This window comes from Alienimonas californiensis, from assembly GCF_007743815.1.
GTDB lineage: Bacteria > Planctomycetota > Planctomycetia > Planctomycetales > Planctomycetaceae > Alienimonas > Alienimonas californiensis.
On sequence record NZ_CP036265.1, the window covers coordinates 496,705 to 517,500 of the forward strand.

Annotated in this window: 17 protein-coding genes (1 of these 17 only partly in view); 13 read left to right on the plus strand and 4 right to left on the minus strand. The window is 71.5% G+C overall.

The window, feature by feature from the left end:
- Window positions 1–81: 81 nt before the first annotated feature.
- Window positions 82–2,604, minus strand: coding sequence for a serine/threonine-protein kinase (locus CA12_RS01965; protein ID WP_145357067.1), 2,523 nt, complete (start codon window positions 2,602–2,604; stop codon window positions 82–84).
- Between the two features lie 349 nt (window positions 2,605–2,953).
- On the opposite strand from CA12_RS01965, the gene CA12_RS01970 reads away from it, so the two are divergent.
- The 3 genes from CA12_RS01970 (at window position 2,954) to CA12_RS01980 (ending at window position 6,036) form a co-directional block, all read left to right on the plus strand.
- Window positions 2,954–4,372, plus strand: a complete 1,419-nt coding sequence (locus CA12_RS01970) for an outer membrane protein assembly factor BamB family protein (protein WP_145357069.1) — start codon at window positions 2,954–2,956, stop codon at window positions 4,370–4,372.
- Between the two features lie 145 nt (window positions 4,373–4,517).
- Window positions 4,518–5,510, plus strand: coding sequence for a hypothetical protein (locus CA12_RS01975; RefSeq protein ID WP_145357071.1), 993 nt, complete (start codon window positions 4,518–4,520; stop codon window positions 5,508–5,510).
- Between the two features lie 31 nt (window positions 5,511–5,541).
- Complete coding sequence (locus CA12_RS01980; protein ID WP_145357073.1) at window positions 5,542–6,036, plus strand: putative immunity protein; 495 nt, start codon at window positions 5,542–5,544, stop codon at window positions 6,034–6,036.
- 29 nt (window positions 6,037–6,065) lie between these two features.
- On the opposite strand, the gene CA12_RS01985 is transcribed toward CA12_RS01980, so the two are convergent.
- Complete coding sequence (locus CA12_RS01985) at window positions 6,066–7,604, minus strand: glycosyl hydrolase family 28-related protein (protein ID WP_145357075.1); 1,539 nt, start codon at window positions 7,602–7,604, stop codon at window positions 6,066–6,068.
- Window positions 7,605–7,644: 40 nt separating this feature from the next.
- Window positions 7,645–9,066, minus strand: coding sequence for a hypothetical protein (locus CA12_RS01990; RefSeq protein WP_145357077.1), 1,422 nt, complete (start codon window positions 9,064–9,066; stop codon window positions 7,645–7,647).
- A gap of 183 nt (window positions 9,067–9,249) precedes the next feature.
- Here CA12_RS01990 and CA12_RS01995 point away from each other — a divergent pair, with 183 nt between their 5' ends.
- The 10 genes from CA12_RS01995 to CA12_RS02040 all read left to right on the plus strand — a co-directional run bounded on the left by CA12_RS01995 (window position 9,250) and on the right by CA12_RS02040 (window position 20,534).
- Window positions 9,250–9,666: a hypothetical protein gene (locus CA12_RS01995; RefSeq protein ID WP_145357078.1), complete on the plus strand. Its 417-nt coding sequence runs from the start codon at window positions 9,250–9,252 to the stop codon at window positions 9,664–9,666.
- 104 nt (window positions 9,667–9,770) lie between these two features.
- Window positions 9,771–11,075 (plus strand): protein-L-isoaspartate(D-aspartate) O-methyltransferase, encoded by a 1,305-nt coding sequence (locus CA12_RS22375; RefSeq protein WP_207622109.1) that lies wholly within the window; start codon window positions 9,771–9,773, stop codon window positions 11,073–11,075.
- 154 nt (window positions 11,076–11,229) lie between these two features.
- The gene (gene ygfZ, locus CA12_RS02005) at window positions 11,230–11,979 is read left to right on the plus strand and encodes a CAF17-like 4Fe-4S cluster assembly/insertion protein YgfZ (RefSeq protein WP_165700502.1); all 750 of its coding nucleotides are present in this window, start codon (window positions 11,230–11,232) and stop codon (window positions 11,977–11,979) included.
- Between the two features lie 99 nt (window positions 11,980–12,078).
- A complete protein-coding gene (locus CA12_RS02010; RefSeq protein ID WP_145357082.1) occupies window positions 12,079–13,068 on the plus strand; it encodes a malate dehydrogenase in 990 nt (329 codons plus the stop codon).
- Window positions 13,069–13,140: 72 nt separating this feature from the next.
- Complete coding sequence (locus tag CA12_RS02015) at window positions 13,141–14,028, plus strand: DUF6338 family protein (protein ID WP_145357084.1); 888 nt, start codon at window positions 13,141–13,143, stop codon at window positions 14,026–14,028.
- On the plus strand, window positions 14,025–15,380 hold the full coding sequence (gene bioA, locus CA12_RS02020; protein ID WP_145357085.1) for an adenosylmethionine--8-amino-7-oxononanoate transaminase: 1,356 nt from the start codon (window positions 14,025–14,027) through the stop codon (window positions 15,378–15,380). The genes CA12_RS02015 and bioA overlap by 4 nt, the downstream gene beginning before the upstream one ends.
- Window positions 15,381–15,750: 370 nt before the next feature.
- The gene (locus CA12_RS02025; RefSeq protein ID WP_165700503.1) at window positions 15,751–17,505 is read left to right on the plus strand and encodes a glucan biosynthesis protein; all 1,755 of its coding nucleotides are present in this window, start codon (window positions 15,751–15,753) and stop codon (window positions 17,503–17,505) included.
- Window positions 17,487–17,915 (plus strand): hypothetical protein, encoded by a 429-nt coding sequence (locus CA12_RS02030; protein WP_145357090.1) that lies wholly within the window; start codon window positions 17,487–17,489, stop codon window positions 17,913–17,915. Before CA12_RS02025 ends, CA12_RS02030 begins: the two co-directional genes overlap by 19 nt.
- A gap of 197 nt (window positions 17,916–18,112) precedes the next feature.
- Window positions 18,113–20,242, plus strand: a complete 2,130-nt coding sequence (mdoH, locus tag CA12_RS02035) for a glucans biosynthesis glucosyltransferase MdoH (protein ID WP_165700504.1) — start codon at window positions 18,113–18,115, stop codon at window positions 20,240–20,242.
- A gap of 73 nt (window positions 20,243–20,315) precedes the next feature.
- A complete protein-coding gene (locus CA12_RS02040; protein WP_145357093.1) occupies window positions 20,316–20,534 on the plus strand; it encodes a hypothetical protein in 219 nt (72 codons plus the stop codon).
- Here the strand turns inward: CA12_RS02040 and CA12_RS02045 are convergent.
- Window positions 20,531–20,796: the 3' portion of a DUF4184 family protein gene (locus CA12_RS02045; protein WP_145357094.1), read on the minus strand. The gene runs 553 nt beyond the window's last position; 266 of the gene's 819 nt are visible here — the last part of the coding sequence; the start codon falls outside the window, past its right edge; its stop codon occupies window positions 20,531–20,533. The two genes, CA12_RS02040 and CA12_RS02045, sit on opposite strands and share 4 nt — an antisense overlap.

Sequence of the window (20,796 nt, forward strand, 5' to 3'; positions counted from 1 at the left end):
CATTCGGCCCGAAGGTGCGACGGCGGCCCGCCCTTGGAGCGGGCCGTCTGTCGATCTGAAAACGTTCGGCGGGGCGCCCTCCTAGCGGACCTGCCGCTCGTCCAACGGGTGGGCGAACTGATCCAGCGTCCTGCGCGGCGCCCGACTGCGGACGCCCACGATCGCCGTCGCCGGCAACGCCGCCCCGGTCGGGACGATTTGGGGCGGCGTTCCCTCGCCGGCGCTGCCAGCCCAGACCTGGCGGAAAAACCAGCCCTGGGGGCGAACGTCGGTCGGACGCAGCCCGTCCCGGAGCGGCACCATGGTCGCGGTCCAGAACAACGCTTCCGAGGAGCCCTCGGGGATCAGCTCGGGGTGTTGTCGGATCCGTTCCCACTCCGTCAGAGACGGCATCCGCAAGCCCTGCCCCTCCAGCCGCGTTACGGCCCGGTCGTAGGTGATCCGTTCGTCCGTCACCGCAACGGCGACGTCCCCACGCCCCCCGGGTTCGGACGAATCCTGTTCCTGGAGGGATACGTAGAACGCGGGGACGAACGTCGGCGTCTGCCGCGGGTCGGCCACGACGCTGCCGTCCGGGGCGGTGATTTGCTCCTCGACGGGAGACTCGAAGACCAGTCCGTCCCGGACCTCGGTCAACGACCGTCCCGCGGGCAACGGCAACTCGTCGGTTGTGTGCAGGACGATCGGCGCCAGCACGGAGGTCTCGCCTTCGAGGGTCGTCCGCGTGGAGTCGGTAAACCCCCGCCCCTCGTACTCCGGTTCGAAGATATAACGTTCCACCTCGGCCCACTTTCGGACCGGGGGGGCGTCCGGCCGGCCGTCGGGCCGCACCCACGCCTCCGCGACCACCAGGCACCAACCCTGCGGGACCTCCGGGTGAACTGAGGGCGACTTTCCAGGGAAGTCGACCATGCGGGCCAACTGCGGAGCGCCGGCGGCGTCGATCGGGAAGAGCCAGACGGTCGCCCCCGGCGGCTCCGTGACGACCTTCACCGACCGGAGCCCCGGCCCGTCCTCCGTCGCCGATTTCGTCGCGGCGTCCGTCGCGTCGACGACGCCCGCTTGCTCAACGCCGGCCGAGGCCTGCTGCGAGTCGGGGTTCGCGTCCCGCCCCGCGTTGGCCCAGACCAGCCAGAGCAGCGCCGTCGCCGCGGCGACCGCCAGCAACGCGACGTTCGCCCGCCGGCCGATGACGCTCGCGACGCCGGCCGGGCGGCGGTCCAACTCCTTCAGCGCCTCGCGCACCTGATCCGCGAAAACGGCGCCGTTTCTGGGCCGGTCGGCCGGATCCGCCTGCAGAGCCGCCGCCACCACCCGACGGGCCGCCGGGGGGACGGTCCGCGGCAGTTCCGGGGGCGGCTCCCGGAGGATCCGGTCGATGATCTCCAGCCCGGAGCCGTGGTACATCCGGCGGCCGGCGAGCAGTTCCCACAGGATCACACCCAGAGCCCACACGTCGGTGGCGGCGCAGACGTCCGCGGATCGCTGCGCGGCCTGTTCCGGCGCCATGTAGGCCGGCGTGCCGAGCCATCGGCCCTCCCCGCTGAGCGTGGTCGACCCGCCGCCGCCCGCGGCCGCGGTGGTCACCCCGGTTTGACCGCCGACCGTGTCGTCTCCGCTCGGCCGGTGCGAGGCCCGTGCGATGCCGAAGTCCGTCAGCATCGGCCGACCGTCCGGCGTCAGCAGCACGTTCGCCGGTTTGAGGTCCCGGTGGACCACGCCGAGCCGGTGCGCGTGGCCCGTCGCCTCCGCGATCGGGAGCACGAACCGCAGAGCCCCCGCGGGCGTCGCCCAGTCCGGCGGCGGGTCGCCTGCGGAGGGGGCGCCGGCGGACGAGTCGCCCTCGACCGCCTCGTTGAACTGGGCCTGCAACGTTCCGCCGGTGATCAACTCCGACACGATATACCCGATCTCCGGGCCGCTCCCCGGGGGGCCGGCCGGCTTCGCCTCTCGGCGGGCGGGATCGTGCGGGAAGGTCGTGCCGACGTCGGGCCGCGTCAACGCCCCGACGGGCTCCGGGAGGGTCGGCGCCCCGTCCCGCCGCTCCCACTCCAGCAAGGCCCGCAGCGGGGCGGTCAGCGGGACCGTCTCCGCCCGCAACACGCGGACGATATTCGGGTGGTCCAGACGGGAGGCGGCCCGCGCCTCGTGCAGGAGGCGGTCCACCAGCGGCGCCCGCTCGCCGCCGTCAGGAGCGAACAGTTTGACCGCGACCGGTTTGTGGAGCTGTCGGTCCCACGCCCGATACACCACGCCGAACGCCCCGCCGCCCAGCCGTTCCCTCAGGCGGAACTCACGGACGGACGCCTTCAGCGCACGGGGGTCCGGCGGCTCCCCGCGGCCCGCATCCTCTCCGCCCGAACCCCGACCTCCGGGATCCCCTCCGCCCGGCTCCCCGGCCCGCCGCGTGGGGGCGGCGGGCCGTCCCGACGCGCGGTCCGCCGCGGGCCGGTCGACGGCATCCGTGGGGGCGGCGTCCGTGGGGACGGTGTCCGCCGGGACGGGGGAACCGAGCGACGTCGGCCGCTCGGCGTGGTCCGCGGTGGCGCCGCCGCCGACCGTCTCCTCACCCAGTGCGGGGGGGCGGTCCGCCTGCGTGCCCACGGTCGCCCCGTCAGATCGCGTCGGGCACGGCGGCCCTCCGCGGTCCGATTCGTCAGCGGTAGCCGCGGGATGACTCATTCGCCCCACCTTATCGAAAAGTCCCCGCCCGAAGACTACCGGAACCGGGGCGAACCGCCGGTCGCTCCGCTGCCCCCGCAACAGACGCCCGCGCAATACGCGCACGCGTCAGCGGATCGGAACGGGCGCCGCGGGTCGGGGCGGGCGTTTTCCCGGCCGGCGGGACCGGGGGCGGAACTTCGGGGGCGTCTGGGGGTTTGACGGTGGGGGACCGCTCCGTTCGCACGCCGCCTCCCAGGCCCCTCCCGTCTCCCCCCCAGACCGCTCCCGCATGCTCGTCGCCTCGCCCCTCGTCGCCCTGTTGCTGCTTGCTCCCGGGGCGGACCCGGAGGCCGCGTGGCCCCGCTTTCGCGGCCCCGACGGGCGGGCCGTCGCCCCCGCCGCCGCCCCGCCGCTGAGTTGGAACGGCGAGACCGGGGAGAACGTGCGGTGGAACGTCGAACTGCCTGGCCCCGGCGCCAGCAGCCCGATCGTCGTCGGCGACGCCGTCTTCGTCACCTGCTACACCGGCTACGGCACGGACGGACGGGAACCGGGCGACGTGAACGATCTCGTCCGTCACCTGATCCGCCTGAACCTGGCCGACGGCAAGATCGTCTGGCAGGCGGACGTGCCCAGCACGGCGACGGAGGATCCCTACCGCGGCTTCATCTCCGAGCACGGCTACGCCACGAGCACCCCCTGCACCAACGGCGAACGGGTCTTCGTCCACTTCGGCAAGACCGGCGTGCTGGCCTTCGATCTGGACGGCAAGGAGCTGTGGCGGAAGAACGTCGGCACCGACAGCGGCCCCCGCGGCTGGGGCTCCGGCGCCAGCCCGATGCTGGTGGACGTCACGGGCGAAGACGGCGAGCCCCGCACGCTCCTGATCGTCAACGCCTGCGAGGAGGCTCAGGCCCTCATCGCCCTCGACCCCGCCGACGGCGGCGAAGTCTGGCGGGCGAGCGCCGGGAGCCTGACCCAGAGCTGGGCCACGCCGATCGTCCGCACCTCGCCCTCCAACGCGGCCTTCCCGAACCGGCAGGAACTGCTGTTCCCGATCCCCGACGAACTGTGGGCCCTCAACCCGGCCACCGGCGGCCTGCTGTGGTACGCGGAGATCCCCGTGGACGGCTCCGCCTGCACCAGCCCCGTCGCCGCGGAGGACGGCGACCGGGTCTACGTCGTCGGCGGCCGGCAGGGCGGCGGGGCCGCGGTGACGCTCGGCACGGCGACCGGCGGCGACGCCGCCGCGGACGACGCCGTCGCCTGGACCACCCGCGAAGGCTCCTATGTCCCCAGCCCCATCCTGATCGACGTGAACGGCGAGGACGACGGCGGCGAGCGGTTGTTCTGGCTCAGCGATAAGGGCCTCGCCATCAACCTGAACGCCGAAACCGGCGAGTCGATCTTCAAGGAACGCCTGCCGGAAGAGGGCCTGACCCCCGTCGAGGGCCGTCGCGGCCGCGGCGGCGTCAGCCTGTACGCCAGCCCGGCGCTGATCGGCTCCGGCGCCGAGGCCCGCATCGTGGCGACCACCCGGGCCGGCGACACCTTCGTCATCACGCCGGCGGACACGTTGCAAATCGAGCGGGTGAACCCCCTCGGCCCGGCCGCCGGCCGCTGCAACGCCAGCCCCGCCGTGACCGACGACTCCCTCATCCTCCGCACCGACCGCGGCGTCTGGCGCCTCGCCGAGGCGGCGAAGTAGCACGACCGGGAGACGCTCGGGAGTCATTCGGCGTTGCGAAAGAGTCCGCAACGCCCGATTGACTCCCGAACCCGTTGGGCTTCGGCCGGGAGGGCGGTACGATGTTCGTCCGTCCATCCCCGCCGTTCGTTCTGCGCTCCGTCCCGTGGCGAAAAGCTCCCCCAAAAGCTCCCCCTCCGACTCGACCCGGCAGCGGAGCCCCAACTACCCCTCCGTCGGCCTGCCGGACGCCGTGACCCGGGCGACGCGCTTGTACGAGGGCGTCGGCACCGCGGGGGCCTCGCCGGACAGCGCCGCCAAGCTGATCGGTTACAGCAAGAACCACGGCACGGCCCGGATGACGATGTCCGCCCTGAAGAAATTCGGGCTGGTCGAGGAACGCAGCGGCCGCGTCGTGCCGGCGAAGCTGACGGTCGATCTGGCCAACTTCCCGCCCACGCACCCCCGCCACGGGGCCGCCCTGCGGACGGCGGCGCTGTCGCCGACGATCTACCGGGACGTCTACACCCGCTACCGTCCGCACGGCGTGTTGCCGCCGGACGACGTGCTGGGGCCGGAGCTGGTCGCCGACAGCGGTTTCCTGCCGGACAAGGTGGAAGGGTTCCTGGCCGACCTCCGCGGCTCGCTGGTGCACGCCGGGCTGCTCCGCGGCAACGCCCTAGCGGAGGCGGGGGAGGTGGCCCACGGCAACGCCCCCGAACTGGCCGCCTTCGACCCCTCCGCCCCGCCGGTGCCGAGGAAAGGGGACGTGGTCCGCTGGACCGAAGCCTCCGACGAGGGGGAGGACGACGACGAGGCCGAGGAGCAGGAGGGCGTCGTGCAGGGGCTCTCCGAGGACGGCGTGTGGGCCTTCGTGGAGGGCTACGGCGACGGCGTGCCGGTCGCGGACCTGACCGTAGTGTCGCCCGACCCGGACGAGGAGGACGAGGACGACGACGCCCGCCCCCCCGGCCCGGCGCCGCACAGCCCGTTCGCCGCCCGCAAAGCCCCGACCCGCACCGAGGCCTGCGCCCTGGCGGAAGGCGACGCGGTGCTGACCCGTCCGGACGACCTCAGCCGGGAGAGCCTGGAGGAGCTTCAGGCGTGGCTCGATCTGGTGATGAAAAAGCTCCGCCGCCTTAGCGAGGCCGCCGAGTAAACTGCCGCCCCCGTCCCCGGAGGCCGCAGCCGTGCGCGATCGTCGCTTCATCGCCGCCCATCGTGGGGGGCCGCTCAGCCGGACGGACCATCACCGGCTGGCATTGTGGGCGACGGACTGCGCCGAACGCGTGCTGCCGCTGTTCGAAGACGGCCGGGACGACGACCGCCCCCGCCGGGCGATCGAGGCGGCCCGCCTCTGGGCCGGTGGCGGCGTGCGGGTCGGAGTGGGTCAGCGGGCGGCGTGGGCCGCTCATGCCGCGGCTCGGGAGGCCGTCGGCGACCCCGCCGCGGTCGCCGCCGCCCGGGCCGCCGGGCACGCCGCGGCGACGGCGCACATGGCCGATCACTCTTTGGGGCCGGTTCTCTACGGCCTGCGGGCGATCGCCGCCGCGGGGGGCGACGTCGACGCGGAGCAGCGCCGGCAGCTCGAACGGCTGCCCGAGGACTTACGGGAGTTGGCGACCTCCGCAATCGCCGCCCGCCCCGGCTGGCGGGCGCCGACGGGGCCGTCGGCACCCATGTGAGCCGAAGCGCTCTCCCGTCGGCCCGCGGTTCAGCGGCTCGGCTGCGCCAGCCGGTGGGCGAGTTGGGCCTGGTGCAGGTCGAGCGGGTAGAACCGGCCCGGGGGCTGCGGTTCGTAGTACCAGCCGCCGGGTAGCGTGACGGGTTCCGTCACGCCGCCGTCGTGGGCGTTCAGGCCGACGAAGACCAGGTCCCGCGGGCCGAAGCCCTCCTTGGGGGCGTTGATCTTGGTTTGCGACTCGAGGTTCCAGAAGGTCGCCCCGGCGGCGGTGTGCAGGCCCTTCCCCCCCGCCCCGCCGGAGGCCCACGGGCGGGTGCCCTTGCCGAGGTGCAGATCGGTGAACAGGTTCTCGTAGGGGGCGAAGCGGTGCAGGTCGAGGCAGAGGTCGGCCCCCCGCCCGTTCGAGAACACGTTGCCGACCGACCCGCGGTCGACGGTCAGGTCGTGGAAGAACTGCGTGCGGACGAAGAAGTCGGTGATCAGGCAGTCCTGCCCCGTCGCGGTGAGGCCGTGGTGGCCGGAGTTGCCGCTGCTGTGCTTGGGGCGGTCCGCGGTGAGGGTCACGCCGGTGACGGTGTGGAACTGGCCGGAGACGTAGATGCCGGAATCGCCGTCGTGGATCGTGACGTTCCGCACCCAATTGTGGGCGCCGCGGACCATCACGCCGTTGTAGCCGTCCTCCTTGAAGTGCCCGCGGTAGGGGCCGGGCTCGAACTCGATCGTGAGTTCCTCCAGGCCGCACTCGGTCGAGCGGGGGAGGAACTTGCGGACCGTGGGAGTCCAGACGGGCCGCACGTCCGTCCGCAGCGGGCGGTCGACGGTCAGCCGGTCGCCGTCGACGGCGACCACCCGGGCGACCTGCCGCACGAAGGTTTTGCCTTTGGCGTCGTCGGCGTCGCCGGGCGTGCCGCGGTAGAGGTAGTCCGTCAGCCCACCGGCCGGGTCGTCCTTCACCTCGATCAGCACGTCGTCGCCGGCGGCGAACTCGCCGACCCGCTCCACGACGAATGCCCGGTCGCCGCGGGCCGGGCTGTCCGTGATCGCCTGCTTGGAGGACTTCTCCTCGTTGGAGTTGCCCAGTTCGATCAACCCGCCGGTCCAGGACCAGTTGCTCGTCGGCTCGCCGCCGCCGTTCACGCTGGGCTGGGGATCGATCTCCTCCAGGCTGCGGGTGAAGTGCAGCACGGTCGCCCGCGGACCGGCGCCCTGGAGCACGGTCCCAGCGGCGTCGATCCGCAGGCGGTCCGAGAGCAGAAACCGCCCCGACGGCACGCCGATGCAGGCGCCGGGGTTCTCCGCGATCGCCTTGCGGAACGCCGCGGTCGCGTCGGCGTCCGGTTTGGCCCCGTAGTCCGTCACCGAAACAGTCGGCTGCCGGTCCGGAATGATCTTCTCGCCCCGCCGATAGCCGGCGAAGGAAAAATCCGGCAGCAGGCCGGCGGGGTCCCACGCCTCCCCGGACTCGCCCCACAGGGCGGTCGTCCGCTGGGCGAGCAGCGGCGACGGGGCGACGCACAGGGCGGCCACCGCGGCCGCCGTCAGGACAGACCGGCTTCGGACGTGCAACATCGGAAAACCCTCCACGGATCGAGCGACGAACCCGCAGAGTCTACTCAACCTCGGCCGTTAATACGGGCCGGCCGGGACCGCCGTTCGTCTGCCCGGAAGAGAGCCGGCCCGGTTCGATCACCTCGGCCCGCAGCAGGAAGTAGCTGGCGTAGTCGATAGCGAGGCGGTCCGGGGCATCCCAGCCGGCGTCCAGGTCGTAGGCCGGCAGGGTGGCGTCGAGGTCGTAGGTCCGCAGGGTGTCGGCGGCTTCGACGAACCGGGGCGCGAGGCTGGAGAGCATCAGCGGGCTCACCAGGGTCGGCCGGAAGGCGGTGTACCCGCCGGGGCCGTCCGCGGCGGTCACGCCGGCGTGACCGAGGGTGCGGTGCTGCCAGGAGACCGCCGCGGCCAACAGGCGCCGGTAGTCCGGACCGTCGTACCGATACGGTTCGGCGGTCGGGGCTCCGACGGGGCTCCAGGCGACGCCGCCGGTCCGCCCGCTGCCGACGGGTTCGTCCCACTCCGGCCAGAGGACCAACGGGTAGAAATAGGTGAACAGCGGCAGGTCGGTGCGGTGCGTCGCCGGGCGGAACGGCAGGCCGAACAGGCGGTACAGGATCGCCCCCTCGCTGGTGTCGTTCCAGGTGTAGGAAATGATCCGCGGCGGAGCGGCGCCGGGCTCGCCGGCCCACTCCAAGCCGTGCAGGAAGACGCCCTCGCGGGAGAGGAAGGCCACGTCCACGCCGTCCACGGCGGCCCGCACGTCCCGTTCGAGGTCCGGCAGATCGAGCGTTTGGGCCGCCTTCAGCAGGCCGGCGTAGAACAGGGCGGAGTCGATCGTCGACACCTCGCTGTGCGGCTTCGGCGTGCCGTCCGGCTCGGTGAAGTGGGCCAGCCAGCCGCGGTTGGCGGCGGGATTGGCGGCCCGGGTGGTTTCGAACCCGCGACGCAGGTGGGCGGCGACCTCCTCCCGATCGGCCACGCCGCGCTCGGCCAGCACGGCCAGGGCGTAGCCCACCAGCCCGGTCGCGGCGCTGGAGACGGTGTGCCGGTCGCTGTTGCGGTCCAGCACCAGCCCGTTGGGCAGCACGAGGTCGGCCAGGGCCTCGTAGTACTGAGCGTCGGACAGCCCGGGGCGAAGCGGGGCGAGCGAATCGAGCGGCGCGGGCACGGGAACGTCGCCTTCGGGGCGGGGGGCGGGGGGCGTCATCGTATCGCCCGCGGGCGGCTCCGCGTTCTCCTCCAAAGGGCGAACCGTGGGAACCGGGGCGTCGACGTCGGCGGGGGGCTGGGCACCATAGATCAGCCCGTCGCGATTCGTCACCACGGGTTCGCCCGCCAAGGTTTCACTCTCCCGCGCGTCCTTCTCCGCCGGGATCTCCGCCCCCGCGGGGGGTGCCGCGGCCCGACTCTCGGTTCCGGCCGGCCCGCCCTGAAACGCGGGCGCCAGCAGGAGGGGGAGCAGTAGGGAAAAGTTCGACACGGCACGCCTCCTTCGGAACGCTGGAAGGGCTGGCTCACACCTGAACAACCGTATGATCGGGTGAAGGTTCACGCCTTGCACGCATCAACGTCCTTCGTTGGTACGAACAATGCAGTCTTAGCCCGATCGCCCGGGTCCTGCCATCTTCGCGGTTCCCAGAATCCCTCAGACCGCCGTTCTTTCATGCCCGACGCACCCAAGCCGTCCGCCCCCTCCGGGACGGCGAAGCCGCCCTCCGCCGACCCGAACGTCACGGAAGATTCCCCGCCGGACGGCGACGGATCCGCCGGGGGCGAGGGGTCCGACGACGGCGAAGTCGAGCTGCTCATCACCCCCCGGGCCGCGGCGCTGGACGAACTCCAGGTGACGGAGGAGGAGTTCGAATGGGCCCTCGGCCGGGCGCTGGACCTGCTGGAGGAGGCGCCGGAGGACGAGGAGGTCGCCGCGGTGGAAGATCTGGAAATCCAGCTCAACGGTCGGACCTTTCGCCTGGAGGAAGTGGCGGAGATCGAGATCGGCGGCGATCTGTCCGAACTCGGCCCCCTGCCCGATCCGGCCGACGACGACTGGGACGACGACGGAGCGAACGAGGAAGAGTAGGTCGCCGCGGGGCCGCCGGGCGACCGAAACCGCGCTCCCCCGGGCCGCGGCGGCTCCGCTACAGTGGCCCGGTCTCCCGCTCCCGCCGTTCGGAAGCCCGCTCGATGCTCGCCCCGCTCCGTCTCCGTTTCGCCCTGGCGCTGGCCGCCGGTCTGCTCGGTTCGCTGCCGCCGGCACTGGCGGACGACGACCGGGCCGCGGAGCGGGCCGCGATGGTCGAGCGGGCGCTGGTCGCGGAGGGCGTGACCGACGAGCGCGTGCTGAACGCCCTGCGGACGGTGCCCCGGCACGAGTTCGTCCGCTCCGTGGATCACCGCCGGGCCTACGCCGACGCCGCCTTGCCGATCGGGCACGGGCAGACGATCAGCCCGCCGTTCATCGTCGGCTACATGACCGAAACCCTCGACGTGGAGCCGGGGATGAAGGTCCTCGAGATCGGCACCGGCAGCGGCTATCAGGCCGCGGTGCTGGCGGCGATGGGGGCGGACGTCTCCTCCATCGAAATCGTCAAACCCCTCGGCCGGGACGCCGGCCGGCGGCTCAAGGAACTCGGCTATGAGAACGTCCGGGTGAAGGTCGGCGACGGCTACCTCGGCTGGCCGGAGCACGCCCCCTTCGACCGGATCATCGTCACCTGCTCCCCCGAGAGCGTGCCGCGGCCGCTGGTCGAACAGCTCGCCGAGGGCGGCAAACTGCTCGTCCCGCTGGGCGAACGCTTCCAGCAGACCTTCCACCTGTTCACCAAGCGGGGGGGCGAACTGGCCAACGAACAACTGGTGCCCACCTTCTTCGTGCCGATGACCGGCGAGAGTGAGGAGCGCCGCGAGGTCCAGCCGGACGGTCTGCGGCCGCGGGTGGCGAACGCCTCTTTCGAACTGGACGAAAACGGCGACGGCCGGGCCGACGGCTGGCACTACCAGCGGCAAACGCTGCTGATGCCGGACGCCCGCGACGGCGAGTCCGGGGCGCGGGTCGCCAGCGATTCGGAGTTGGGCGGCCTCAAGACCGACGGCGGCGAGGCCCCGGACGGTCAGCGGTACCTGCGGATCGCCGCCCGGGACCCGGACCGCCTCGCCCAAATTTTGCAGGGTCTGCCGGTCGACGGCCGACGGGTGGGGGCGGTCGGTTTGGCGATGCGGGTCCGCGGCGACGCGCTCCTGCCCCCCGCCGCCGGCGGCCCGCCGGCGGGGGCGGCGATCTACTTCTACGACAGCGTCCGCCGGGAGCTGCCGGGCGGGTTCATCGGTCCCTTCGCCGGCACGTTCGACTGGGACGAACGCGGCCGCCGCATCCTCGTCCCGCCGGACGCCCGTGAGATGATCGTCCGCGTCGCCGTGAAGGGCAGCGGCACCCTGGACGTCGACGCCCTCAGCCTGATCTCCTACCCCCGGGCCGTCCCGGTGCGGTGAGGCCGGGCCGGTGGGGCCGGGGCAAGGGGGACCCCGGGGCGTCCCGGATTGACGCGACAGCCCGATGCACGAGCATCGGGGTTCGGCGCCGCCGCGGCGCCGCTCCCGTTCCCCGCCGCCCGGCCGCCGCGCTCGCTCCGGCCCCCTCGATGCCATGACCGCCTTCGACCTCACCGGCTGGACCCGCGTCGCCGTCACCGGGGCGGACGCCGTGAAGTTCCTCCAGAACTTCTGCACGAACGATCTGCTCAAGGCCAAGTGCTCCTGCGAAGCGTTCTTCACCAGCGAGAAGGCCCGCGTGCTGGGCCACGGCTGGCTGCTGAAGGACCAGGACGGCTCCGTGCAGTTCGTCGGCACGCCCGATCAGGGGCCGGGGCTGATCGCCCATCTGTCCAAGTACGCCCTGATGGAGGACGTGGAGTTCGCCGACGAGAGCGGCGATCCGCTGTGGTTCGAATCCCGGACCGACGGCTGGCCGGAGGGCGATCCGCTGGAGGGCGGAACGTTTTACCTCTGCGACCCCTCGGAGGACGCCTGGAGGCTCAGCGAGGAGGCCCGCATCGCTGCCAAGTTGCCGCGAATCGGTACGGACCTGACGGAGGCGAATCTCTGTATGGAAGCCGACCGCCCCTGGGCGATCTGCTACACGAAGGGCTGCTACCTCGGTCAGGAACCGGTCGCCCGGGTGCGGGCGCTGGGCCGGGTGAACAAGCTGCTGCGGGGCCTGACGATCCCCCACGGCTCCCCGCCGGCGGAGCAGGGCGCGATCGTGACCTGCGACGGCGAGGCGATCGGCGTCGTCACCAGCGCCGCGGGGAACGTCGCCCTCGGGATGCTCAAACGCAAATGGGCGGAGCCGGGCACCGCGGTGCAGATTGACGGGATCGACGCGACGGTGTTCTGAACCCCTGATCTAAGCCGGAGGCATGCCTCCGGCTTGGGGGTCGCGGGCGGGGCGGGTAGGCTGCGGGCGCCCATATTTCCCGTCGCCCGAGAGTCTGTCATGTCGAAACCCGTTCGCGTCGCCGTCACCGGGGCGGCCGGCCAAATCGGCTACGCCCTGCTGTTCCGTCTGGCCTCCGGCGAGGTGTTCGGCGCGGACACGCCGGTGCACCTGAACCTCGTCGAGCTGCCGCACGCGATGGACGCCCTTGGCGGGGTCGTGATGGAACTGGACGATTGCGCCTTCCCCACGCTCGAGGGCGTGACGACCGCCGACAGCGATCACCTCGAAGACGGCTTCCGCGACGCGGACTTCGTGTTGTGCGTCGGCAGCGTCCCCCGCAAACAGGGGATGGAGCGGGCGGACTTGCTGAAGGTCAACGGCGGGATCTTCGGCCCCACCGGTCGGGCGATCGACGCCGCCGCCGCGGAGAACGTGAAGGTGATCGTGGTCGGCAACCCCTGCAACACGAACTGCCTGATCGCCATGAGCCACGCCCCGCGGGTGCCGCGCGAGAACTGGTTCGCCATGACCCGGCTGGACCAGAACCGGGCCAAGTCGCAGCTCGCCCAGAAGGCGGGCGTCGGCGTGGGCGACGTGAAATCGCTCGCCATCTGGGGCAACCACAGCCCCACCATGTACCCGGACTTCGACCACGCCACGATCAACGGCACGCCGGTCCCGCAGGCGATCCGCGACCACGAGTGGCTGAAGGGCGAGTTCCTCACCACCGTGCAGCAGCGCGGCGCCGCCGTCATTAAGGCCCGCGGGGCCTCCTCTGCCGCCAGTGCCGCCAACGCGGCGCTGGGCACGCTGATGGACATCACCCGCCCCACCCCCGAGGGCGAGGTCTTCAGCGCCGCGATCTGCTCCACCGGCCAGTACGGCATCGAGGAGGGGATCATGTGCAGCATGCCCCTCCGTACCGACGGCGAGACCTGGCAGGTGGTCGAGGGCTGGGAACACGACGAGTTCGCCCAGGCGAAGATCCAGGCCAGCGTCGACGAATTGAAGAGCGAACGCGACACGGTGCGCGAGATGCTGGGGTGAGCGGGGACCACTCCGACACAGGACTGTTCAACAACGAACTGACGAACGATGGGATTCCCAAGTACTGACCTATTGCAGGTCATCTACTTCCTGCTGCCTGGGTTCGTCGCCGCGTGGATCTTCTATGGATTCACGGCGCACCCGCGACAGTCGCCGTTCGAACGAGTGGTTGAGGCTTTAATTTTCACAGCGTTCGTACAGGCCGCGACTGTCTGTCTACAGAGCTTATTGCTTTGGGCAGGACGTCGGTTCGGTAGCCTCGGGATGTGGACCGAAGCGGGCGGATTTGCCGTCGGCGTTCTACTTGCCTTGCCAATTGGAGCTCTAGCGGCCGCAATGTCGAACGGCAACGCCCCCCACGGGTGGCTGCCGGACTGGATAACGAGGAGAACATCGTTGCCGAGCGAGTGGTACGCCGGCTTCGCGAAGTTTCCACGGTTCGTCTATCTCCGGTTGAAGGATGGGAGGACATTCTACGGGTGGCCGGTGGAGTGGCCGGACACATCGGACTCGGGGCACTTTCTCATGACCCGCTGCGAGTGGATTCTCGCCGACAGCACAAGGGTGGAGTTGCCCCTCATCGAGGCCATGCTCCTCCCAGCGGAGTTAGTCGAGACAGTTGAGTTTGAGCTTCCCCAGCAACAGATCACCGCCCCGGCAATCCGCGAAAACCAGGTATCGCTCCGCGAAATCCACGATGCGCAGCACGAGGCAGGAGTTGTCTCCGGCGTTGAAGCCCGCGACGATGGGAAGAGTTCATCTACACATCAGGAGACGCGTGATGGGGAAGAAGCACCAGTACCCGCCACAAAATCAGACGCGACCGACAGGTCCATTGGTGACGAACGGTTCGAACCCACCGCCCCCGCCGCCGATCACGACCGCAGAGAAGCGACCCGTCTCCCCGCCCCCGCCGCCGAAGACAAATCAGAACCAATAGTCGAGCGGGGTGAGCGATGACTGACTCCCCCCTCTGGCACCCGTTCACGCCGATGCAGGCGTTTGCGGAGGAGCGCGCGCCCGTCATCGCCGCCGCGGACGGGTTCGAACTGATCGACGTCGCCGGCAAGCGCTATCTCGACGGGGTCTCCTCGCTGTGGTGCAACGTACACGGGCACCGGGTGCCGGAGATCGACGAGGCGATCCGGGCGCAGCTCGATCGGGTCGCCCACTCCACGCTGCTGGGCCTGCGGTGCGACGTGGCGGACGAACTCGCCCGCCAACTCGTGCGGATCGCCCCAGCGGCGGCTGGGACCGAGCCGCTGACGAAAGTCTTTTTCAGCGACAGCGGGGCGACCTGCGTGGAGGTCGGCCTGAAGATGGCCTTCCAATACCACCGGCAGAAGGCGACCCCGGAGCGGCGCGACCTGTTCCTCAAGCTCTCGCACGCCTACCACGGGGACACCGTGGGCACGGCGTCGGTCGGCGGGATCTCGCTGTTTCACACCCTCTACGGCGAGCTGTTCTACAAGACCGCCGCGATCCCCTCGCCGACGCCGCCGGGCTACCCGTACGCCCTGCCGGAGGGGCACGACGCCGACTCCCTGCCCCGCTGGGCACTGGCGGAGACCGACCGCCTGCTGGGCGAACACGCTGGGCGGGTCGCGGCGCTGGTGATGGAGCCGCGGGTCCAGGGGGCCGGCGGGCTGCTGATGCACCCGGCCGGCTACCTGCGGTCGATCCGCGAACTCTGCACGAAGCACGACGTCCCGCTGATCGCCGACGAGGTCGCCGTCGGCTTCGGCAAGACGGGCGAGACCTGGGCCTGCCAGACGGAAGACGTCGTCCCCGACTTCCTCTGCACCGCCAAGGGGCTGACGGGCGGCTATCTGCCGGTCGCGGCGACGCTGACGACCGACCGCATCTACGACGCCTTCCTCGGCGAACCGCACGAACTCCGCACCTTCTTCCACGGGCACACCTTTACCGGCAACGCCCTCGGCTGCGCCGCGGCGCTGGCCAGTTTGAAGAAGTACGAAGCGGACGACTGCCCCGCCAACGCCCGGGCCCTGTCGGAAGCGATCGGCGAGCGGCTGGCCCCGTTGGCGGACCACCCGCACGTCGCCGCGGTTCGCCGGTGCGGGGTAATGACGGCGATCGACCTCGTCGCCGAGCGGGTCCCGCACCGCCCCTTCCCGCCGGAGCGCCGCACGGGGCATCGGGCGGTACTGGCGGCCCGGGAGCGGGGCCTGATCCTTCGCCCGCTGGGGGACACGCTGGTGTTGATGCCCGCGGTGGGCATGCCGGTCGGATTGGCAGACCGGCTGTGCGAAACGGCGATCGCCGCGATCGACGCCGCGACCGCCGCCTGAGCGTCCTGCCGACGAATCAGCACCGCCCTCGGCGGCAGCAAGCGTGCCGGGCACGCGCGGTGCTGGGGAAATCTCTGCAACGGGTTCGGGCGCTGCCTGCCTGATTGGCGGGCAGCCCGTTTGTCCGAAATGCGGTCAGACCGTCGATTTGGCGCCCTAATTGAAAACTGTGGCAACGCGCAAGTCCTTTCTGTCGGGGCCTTCCTGAGCGACGTATCCGCGGGAGACGGTTTTCCTCTTGGAAATCCTCCTTGGCATGTGGGTTCGGTGAACGAGCCGATTTGAGGGCTGTCGCGGTCCCCGGTTTGCATTGATCATCCGCACGCCTTGGGCTGACTGCCGCAGCCCCCCGACCCCGAACCGCCTCTCCGTGTCGCCGATCGCTCCCCCCCGCCGCCCCGCTCCCGTTCTGGTCGCCGCCCTGGCGGTCGCCGGGCTGTTGTCCGTTCCCTACGCCGCGTTCGCTGACGAGCCGGCGGAGGACCCGACCGGCCCGCCGGCCCTCATCCCCTGGTTCCCGGGCACCGCTCACGGCCAGAGCTTCAGCGAGGGCGCGATCACCGCGCTCGCGGAGCATCTCGCCTCCAAGCCGTTCGTGCCGGACCCGCCGGTCCCGCAGGAGCTGATCGACCTGGACTACGACGCCTACCGCAAGATCGCCTGGAAGCCGGAGATGTCGCTCTGGCGGTATCTCGACGCCCCCATCCAGGCGGAGCTGATGCACCGCGGGGACATCCTGCGGAACAAGGTGCAAATCAACACCGTGCAGGACGGCAAGGTCGTCACTCTGGCTTTCGACCGGAACCTGTTCGAGTACCGCGGCGACGTCGTCGGCCTGCCGGTCGACGCCGGGGTGGACTACGCCGGGATGAAGCTGATCGGCCCGCTGCCGGGCGCCAAGTACCTGCAGGAGTTCTTCGCCTTCGCCGGCGCCAGCTATTTCCGCGGCATCAGCGCCGGGCAGGTGTACGGAGCGAGCGCCCGCGCGCTGGCGATCGACATCGGCACGCCGCGGGTCGAAGAGTTCCCCATCGTCCGCGGACTCTGGCTCCAGCGGCCGGAGGTGGACGCGAAAGCGGCCCGGGTCTGGGCGATCCTCGATTCGCACGCCGTCGCCGGGGCCTACCGCTTCGACGTCACCCCCGGCGACCCCACCAAATGTGAGGTGCGGGCCACGCTGTTCTTCCGGCACGTGCCCACCAAGGTCGCGGTCGCCCCGGCCAGCAGCATGTTCCTGTGGGGCGACGGCTTCGAGAATCTGAAGCAGGACGCCCGCCCGGAGGTGCACGACTCCGACGGCCTGCTCGTGCATGCCGGCGTGGAGGAGACCGAGAACCCGAACGGCCCGACCGAGTGGACCTTCCGGGCTCTCGGCCAGCAGAGCTACCCGTCCGTCAGCGGTCGCGGGTACGGCTCGATCCGCGGGTTCGGCCTGCTCCAGCGGGACCGCGACCCGGCCCGCTACGCCGACCCCGAGACCCGCTACGAGGACCGCCCGAGCCTGTGGATCACACCGCTGCCGCCGGACCCCTTCGGCACCGGCCCCGGCGCGGTGAACGGAGCGGATTGGGACGACGTGCCGAACGTCTGGGCCGGCGGAACCGTGGAGCTGCTGGAGTACCCGACGGACTTCGAGGGGTTCGACAATATTGCCGCGTGGTGGGTGCCTGCGGTCCAGCCGACTGTCGGCGAGCCCTACCCGATGGCGTATACTCTGAACTTCGTCTCCGGCGATCCCCCGGAGCACGAGCTAGGCAAGGCGGCCGCCTGGACGCGCTCCGCGGATCCGAACGATCCGAAGGCGACGCGGTTGACGGTGGATTTCGTGGGAGTGCCCAAGCGGTCGAATCCGGCTCCCCGGGTGACGACTCAGGGCGGCACCGATACGGACATCGCCATCATCCCGATGGCCAACGGCACGCGGCGCGTCACGCTAACGATCAAACCCGACGCGGACGGTCCCGTGACCGTGGACGTCGCGCTCTTCCCCAAATCTTCAGAGGAAACCGGCGAAGGCTCGTTCGCCGGATCCGACTCTGACGTTCCCGCCTCTGCTTCCCCGGGCGAACTCTCGTCCGGTTCCCTGTCCGAGACCTGGAGGTTTTTATGCCCCCCGCTGCCCTGACCCCCGCTGAACTGAACGTCTCCGTCGACGCGGCGACGACGTCGGCCCCCCACTTCTACGCCGGGGCCCTCGCGGATCCCGTGGCGCTGCAGGCGGCCCGCGACGCCGTCGCGCGGTACCTCGGGGAACTGGGCCTCGCCGTGAACTCCCGCCCGGCCCAGACCGCGATCGCGGCCTGCCTGGACGGGGCGTTCGGCGAGGTCGGCCCGTCCGTTTCGCCGGCCGAACTGTCCCGGATCGCGCTGCGGAACGCGGCGTTGGGCATGTCCCGCTGGCTCACCGAGCTGAGCGATCGCGGCCCGACTCCGCCCCGGCACGCCCGCCTCGCGGCCCGGCTGTCCCGCGGCGGCGTCCTCGCGGTGCCCGCCGTGCGGCGCCACGAAATGATCCCCCAGCAGTTCGGCCGCTGAACCGCCGGGTCGGTCGAGCCTTGGTTAGCGAGTCTTTGCTGAGAAAGTCTCACTGAGGTGACTTTGCTGAGTCCCGCGTCTGTGGATTTCGTCGGTCGACAGGAGTTCGACCGCGAACCGCGCTTCCCCCCCTCCCCCCGGCGGCCATGACGGCCGGCGGCTTCTCCGCCCCGTCGCCGCTCCCCCGTTCGTCCAATATGTCTTCCCACGCCCCCGGGCCGGCCGGCGCCGTCCCGCCCTCGCCCCCCCTCTGCCCCGCCTCCCGCACTGCGGCGCGGACCGCCTTGGCATTGCTGACCGTGGCCGCCACCGCGGCGGCGGCCTGGGCCTTCGCGGGAACCCTGCCGGACGTCTCCGCCTGGCTGCGCTGGCCGCTGGTCGGGCTCTTCGCCGTGCTGTTCGGCTGGATCGCCCTCTCCTTCTGGACGGCGACGCTGGGCTTCGTCTCCGTGCTGCTGCGGCCCACGCCGGCCGTGATCCCCGCGCTGCCGGAGGACTTCGATCCGCTCGACCTCCCGCCGACCGCGGTGCTGGTGCCGGTCTATAACGAGGACCCGACCCGCGTCTGCGCCGGGGTGCGGGCGATGCTGGATTCGCTGCGAGCCGTCTGCCCGGAGAAGGGCGGCGCCGCCCGGCGGTTCGACTTCTTCCTGCTCTCCGACAGCACCAACCCAGACGTGTGGCTCGCCGAGGAGCAGGCCTGGGCCGACCTCACCGACGCCCTGCCGGAGGGCGAGCGCGTCTTCTACCGGCACCGCCCGGAAAACACCGCCCGCAAGGCCGGCAACGTGGCCGACTTCGTGGAGCGCTGGGGCGACCACTACGAGTTTATGGTCACCCTAGACGCGGACAGCCTGATGGCCGGGCCGACGCTGGTCGAAATGACCCGCCGCATCGCCGCCGATCCTTCCTGCGGCATCCTGCAGGCGCCGCCCTCGCCGGTCGGCCGCACCAGCGTGCTGGCCCGCTGGCAGCAGTTCGCCGCCCGGCTGTACTCGCCGGTGTTCCTGCGGGGCTTCAGCCTGTGGGCCGGCACGGACGGCAACTACTGGGGCCACAACGCGATCCTGCGGGTCGAGCCCTTCCGGGCCTGCTGCGACCTGCCGGTGCTGCCGGGCCAGGCCCCGCTGGGCGGGGAGATCCTGAGCCACGACTTCATCGAGGCCGCCCTGATGCGGCGGGCCGGGTGGGGCGTGCGGCTGGCCGAGGATCTCGGCGGCAGTTACGAGGAATGCCCGACCACCCTGCTGGACTGGGCGAAGCGGGATCAGCGCTGGTGCCAGGGCAACCTCCAGCACGGCCGCGTGCTGTGGGAGGCCCGCCGGCGGGTGCGTCAGGGATCGGGCGGACTGGCGGCCGTTTCGAAGCTGCATCTGGCGATGGGCGTGATGGGCTATTGCGCCAGCCCGCTGTGGATGGCGTTCCTGATCCTCACCCTGACGGCCGCCGCCGTGGGCGGGGAACAGTGGGCCGCCGGCGCCGTCGAGGGCGGCGCCGGGTTCGATCCCGCCGTCGTCGGGCTGGGGCTGTTCGGCCTCTGCATGGGCATGCTGATCCTGCCGAAGCTCTACGCCCTGTTCGCCGCGGCTCGGTCGGGTCAGTTGGACGAGTTCGGCGGCGTGCTGCGGGCGACGCTCGGGGTGGTCTGCGAAACGCTGCTGAGCGCCCTCGTCGCCCCGATCATGATGCTGTTCCACAGCCGCTTCGTCCTGACCACGTTGGCCGGGCGGGTGGTGAAATGGACCGCCCAGAGCCGGGGCGAACAGGCCGTCACCTGGAGCGACGCCGTGCGGGCCCATTGGCCGGCGGCGGCGATCGGCCTGCTGGCCGGGCTGGCCGCGGGGCTGGCGGCGCCGCAGTCGCTGCTCTGGCTGACCCCGGTCGCGCTGGGGCTGATCCTCGCCGGGCCGACGGCCGTGCTGCTCGCCAGCCGCGACGCCGGGCTGTGCGCCCGCCGCTGGGGCCTCTGGCTGACCCCGGAGGAGTTGGATCCGCCGCACGTGCTGCGTCGGCACGCGGAACTGCTGGCGACGCCCCCCACGGCGCCGGACGCGGCGTCCTCGGTCAGCGCCGACGACGGGCCACTGTTCGGCCGCGTGCTGCGGGACCCGGCCTTCTTCGCCCTGCACAGCGAACTGCTGGCCGCGACCGACGCCGACCGCCCCCTGCCCGCCGACGCCCGCGATCGCATCGAGAAAGCGGTCGTCCAGGGCGGCCCGGAGGGCTGGGCCCGCCTCACCCCCGCCGATCGCCGGGCCGTGCTCGGCGACCGCCGGACGCTGGCCGAGTTGCACGCCCGCACCCGGATGAACGTCACCGCGGCGTAACTCGTTGTCGGTCGGCACAATCGGGCCGTCCCGCGCTCCGCGGGGCGGCCCCTTTTCATTGGGAGAAGCGACCATGCGATGCGTTTCCTGCCGCGGCGATGCGGAGGCGATCTGCCGGTTCTGCGGCCGTGCCGTCTGCCTGTCCTGTGCGACGACGGAAGAGTTCCGCAGCGGGACCACTCCGAAATACTTCACTCAAACCGCCGGCAGCGCCATTGTGGTCAAAGACGCGATCTGGTGCCGGCAGTGCACGATCGAAGTCGACGGGCGGAGGAAGTTGCCTCGCAGCTAGCTCCGCTGCCTCAGAGCCCTGTGCACCGCATGCACCGCCGCGTAGGTCACGACCGCGATCACCAGCGTGATCCCCGCGGCGATGACCGCCCCCACGAGCACGCCCCGCAGCGGCGCCCGCTCCCCGGCCGTCCACAGGGCCCGGCCGGCGGCGAGCGTCGGTAGCAGGACGAACGCCGTCAGCACGCTGGTGCGAACCGCCGGCGGCACGGCCGACCTCGGATTGCCGACCGGCTCCCGTCGCCGCAGCCGGACCAGGGCGT